The organism is Mycolicibacter acidiphilus (assembly GCF_018455725.1).
Lineage (GTDB): Bacteria > Actinomycetota > Actinomycetes > Mycobacteriales > Mycobacteriaceae > Mycobacterium > Mycobacterium acidiphilum.
In genome coordinates, this window is record NZ_JAHCLR010000052.1 from 1 (window position 1) to 3647 (window position 3647).

Genomic DNA, 3647 nt, shown 5'->3' on the forward strand with positions numbered 1-3647 from the left:
ATAGCTCACCTAACTACCGATTTTGCAACAGCCCGCCGCCTGGGGTTTCTACGGACAACTCTGCACGCTCGCACTAGTTGGGGGTGGGGGTCGGCTCAGCCCAGCGCCTGCTCCAGGTCGGCGAGCAGGTCGGCGATGTCCTCGATGCCGACCGACAGTCGCACCAGATCGTCGGGCACCTCAAGCTGCGACCCGGCCGTCGAGGCGTGGGTCATGGCGCCGGGGTGCTCGATCAGCGACTCCACCCCGCCGAGTGACTCGGCGAGGATGAACACTCCGGTGCGCGCGCAGAGTTGCTGGGCCGCGTCGCGTCCGCCGCGCATCCGCACCGACACCATCCCGCCGAAGCCGCGCATCTGCTCGGCCGCCACGTCGTGGCCGGGATGCCCGGGCAGCCCCGGGTAGAGCACGGTGCTCACCGCCGGATGCCCGCTGAGGAATTCAGCGACGGCCGCCGCGTTCTCGCTGTGCCGCTGCATCCGCAACGGCAGGGTCTTGAGACCGCGCAGCGTCAGGTAGGCGTCGAACGGACCCGGGACGGCCCCCGCCCCGTTCTGCAGGAAGCCGAACGCCGCGTCGAGTTCCTCGTCGTCGGTGACCAGGGCGCCGCCGACCACGTCGGAGTGACCGCCGATGTACTTCGTCGTCGAGTGCAGCACGATGTTCGCACCGAGCGTCAGCGGCTGCTGCAGTGCCGGCGAGGCGAACGTGTTGTCCACCAGCACCTTCACCCCGGCGTCTTTGCCGATGGCGGCTATTGCCGCGATGTCGGCGATCGACAGCAGCGGGTTGGTGGGCGTCTCCACCCAGATCAGCCGGGTGCGGTCGGTGAGCGCGCCGCGCACCGCGTCGAGGTCGGCCAGCGGGACCGGGGTGTGCGTGACCCCCCACTGCGCGAACACCTTGTCGATCAGCCGGAACGTCCCGCCGTAGGCGTCATCCGGGATGATCAGGTGGTCACCGGGGCGCAGCACCGCCCGCAGCGCGCAGTCGGTGGCGGCCATCCCAGACGAGAACGCCCGGGCGAACCGGCCCCGCTCGACCGCGGCCAGCGCGGTCTCCAGCGCGGACCGGGTCGGGTTACCGGTGCGGGCGTATTCGAACCCGCCGCGCAGCCCGCCGACACCGTCCTGGGCGAACGTGCTGCTGGCGTAGATCGGCGCGTTCACCGCCCCGGTGGCCGGGTCCGGCCGGAAGCCGGCGTGGATCGCCGTGGTGGACAGGCCGCTGTAAGGGTGGTTTCCGCTCATCGATGGCCAGCCTAACGATCGCGGGGGCAGATCAAGCCGTCGGCAGGCAGACCGTCGTCATGATCTTGTCGGCCAGCGTCTGCCGCTTCGCGTCCCAGAGCGGGAACAGGTACCCGATGCAGAAGATGGAGTCGACGAAATGGGCGAGTTGCCGAACAAACGACAGTCCGAAGCCGATCGGCTGGCCGGTCGTCTCGGAGACCACCTTGAACTTCAGCGCCGACTTGCCGATGCTCGACCCGGTCACGCCCTGGCGGTACCCGTAGTTCCAGAGTCCGAACGCGAATGCCCCGATCCAGCCCAGGAACATCAGCAGCAAGCCGAACCCGGACGGGCTCATCGTGCAGTTGACCCCGTACCCGACGGTGTCGTGGACGCACTGCTTCTCCGCAGAAGCCGAGGCGATGACCGCGGGGATCCCGTAGATGAACAGGACCGGGATCATGTCGATGAGTGCGGCACCCACCCGTTTGCCCCATGACACGTAGGCGTGCTGCGGCAGGTTGCCGACCGCGCTCGGCGCCATCCCGTACCCCGGCGGCGGCGGGGGGAAGTTCCCCGGCGGAGGCGGCGGGTAGTTACCCGGTGGCGGTGCCGGGTAGTTCCCGGGCGGTGGCGGGTAGCCGCCTGGCTGCGGGTAGTTCGCCGGCGGCGGGTAGCTGCCCGGCGGCGGGGGGTAGCTGCCCGGTGCGGGGTAGTTCCCCGGCGGGGGCGGGTAGTTGCCGGGCGGCGGGTAGTTCCCCGGGGGCGGCGGGTATCCGCCGGGCTGGGGCGGGTAGTCGCCGGGTGGTGGCGGGAAAGTCATCGGCGCCCTTTCGGAGTCGGCTGAGTGTGACAGGCTACCGCAGCGCCCGCAGCGGCGACGTTACTTGCGTCGTGCGCCTTCGGACAGGAAGCCGAGCAGGTCGTGGCGGGTGATCACGCCCACCGGCTTGCCCTCCTCGACCACCATCACCGCGTCGTGGTCGCGCAGCACGTCAGCGACGTCGCTGAGCAGCTCCCCGGAGCCGATCAGCGGCAGCGGCGGACCCATGTGCTTTGCGACGGCGTCGGCGAGCTTGGCGCGGCCCTCGAACACCGCCGACAGCAGGTCCCGCTCGGAGACGCTGCCGGCCACCTCGCCGGCCATCACCGGGGGTTCGGCGCCGACGACCGGCATCTGCGACACCCCGTACTCCCGCAGGATCCCGATGGCGTCGCGCAGCGTCTCCGACGGGTGGGTGTGCACCAGATCCGGCAGCACCCCGGACTTGCCGCGCAGCACATCGGCCACCGTGGGCTGTGAGGTCGACCCGTCCAGCCGGGTGCGCAGGAATCCGTAGGACGACATCCACGCGTCGTTGAAGATCTTCGACATGTAGCCGCGGCCGCCGTCCGGGAGCAGGACGACGACCAGCGAGTCCGGGCCGGCCTTGACGGCCACCTCCACCGCCGCGACCACCGCCATCCCACAGGAACCGCCGACCAGCAGCGCTTCCTCGCGGGCCAGTCGCCGGGTCATGTCGAACGAGTCCGCGTCGGACACCGCGATGATCTCGTCGGGAATGCTCGGATCGTATGCCGCCGGCCAGAAGTCCTCACCGACGCCTTCCACCAGGTAGGGCCGACCGGTGCCGCCGGAGTAGACCGAGCCCTCCGGGTCGGCGCCGACGATCTGCACGCCACCGCCGGACACCTCCTTGAGGTAGCGACCGGTGCCGGTGATGGTGCCGCCGGTGCCGACGCCGGCGACGAAGTGGGTGATCTTGCCGTCGGTGTCGTTCCAGATCTCCGGACCGGTGGTCTCGTAGTGGCTGGCGGGACCGGCCGGGTTGGAGTACTGGTCGGGCTTCCAGGCGCCGTCGATCTCGGCCACCAGCCGGTTGGAGACGCTGTAGTAGCTGGCCGGATCGTCCGGCGGGACCGCGGTCGGGCAGACGACGACCTCGGCGCCGTAGGCCCGCAGCACGTTCTGCTTGTCCTCGCTGACCTTGTCCGGGCAGACGAAAACACAGTGGTAGCCGCGCTGCTGCGCGACCAGCGCCAGGCCGACCCCGGTGTTGCCGGAGGTCGGTTCGACGATCGTGCCGCCGGGCTTGAGCGCGCCGCTGGCCTCCGCGGCGTCGATCATCTTCACCGCGATGCGGTCCTTGGAACTGGCGCCCGGGTTGAGGTACTCGACCTTGGCGACCACCCGGCCAGCGCCCGCCGGGACGACCGAACTCAGCTCGACCAGGGGGGTGTTGCCGATGAGCTCACTGATGTGACGTGCGATCCGCATGGCGACAATCGTCTCAGGTCATTCGTCCGGGCGGGTCAGCAAGGCTCGACGAAGGAGAGCCGAAGCTGGACCCGCCCCATGAACCCAGCGGGTCAGCAAGGCTCGACGAAGGAGAGCCGAAGCTGGACCCGCCCCAT

The 3647-nt window shown here is 69.9% G+C and carries 3 protein-coding genes; all 3 read right to left on the reverse strand.

Going from position 1 to position 3647, the window contains the following annotated elements; all coding sequences use genetic code 11:
- Positions 1–95: 95 nt before the first annotated feature.
- Genes KIH27_RS18860 through KIH27_RS18870 form a run of 3 tightly spaced genes read right to left on the reverse strand, consistent with a single transcriptional unit; the run spans position 96 to position 3510 of the window.
- Positions 96–1250 carry a cystathionine gamma-synthase gene (locus tag KIH27_RS18860; RefSeq protein WP_214094505.1) on the reverse strand — a complete coding sequence of 385 codons (1155 nt, stop codon included), beginning with the start codon at positions 1248–1250 and terminating at the stop codon, positions 96–98.
- Between the two features lie 31 nt (positions 1251–1281).
- Complete coding sequence (locus tag KIH27_RS18865) at positions 1282–2055, reverse strand: RDD family protein (protein WP_214094506.1); 774 nt, start codon at positions 2053–2055, stop codon at positions 1282–1284.
- A 60-nt stretch (positions 2056–2115) separates the two neighbouring features.
- Positions 2116–3510, reverse strand: coding sequence for a cystathionine beta-synthase (locus KIH27_RS18870; protein WP_214094507.1), 1395 nt, complete (start codon positions 3508–3510; stop codon positions 2116–2118).
- Positions 3511–3647 lie beyond the last annotated feature (137 nt).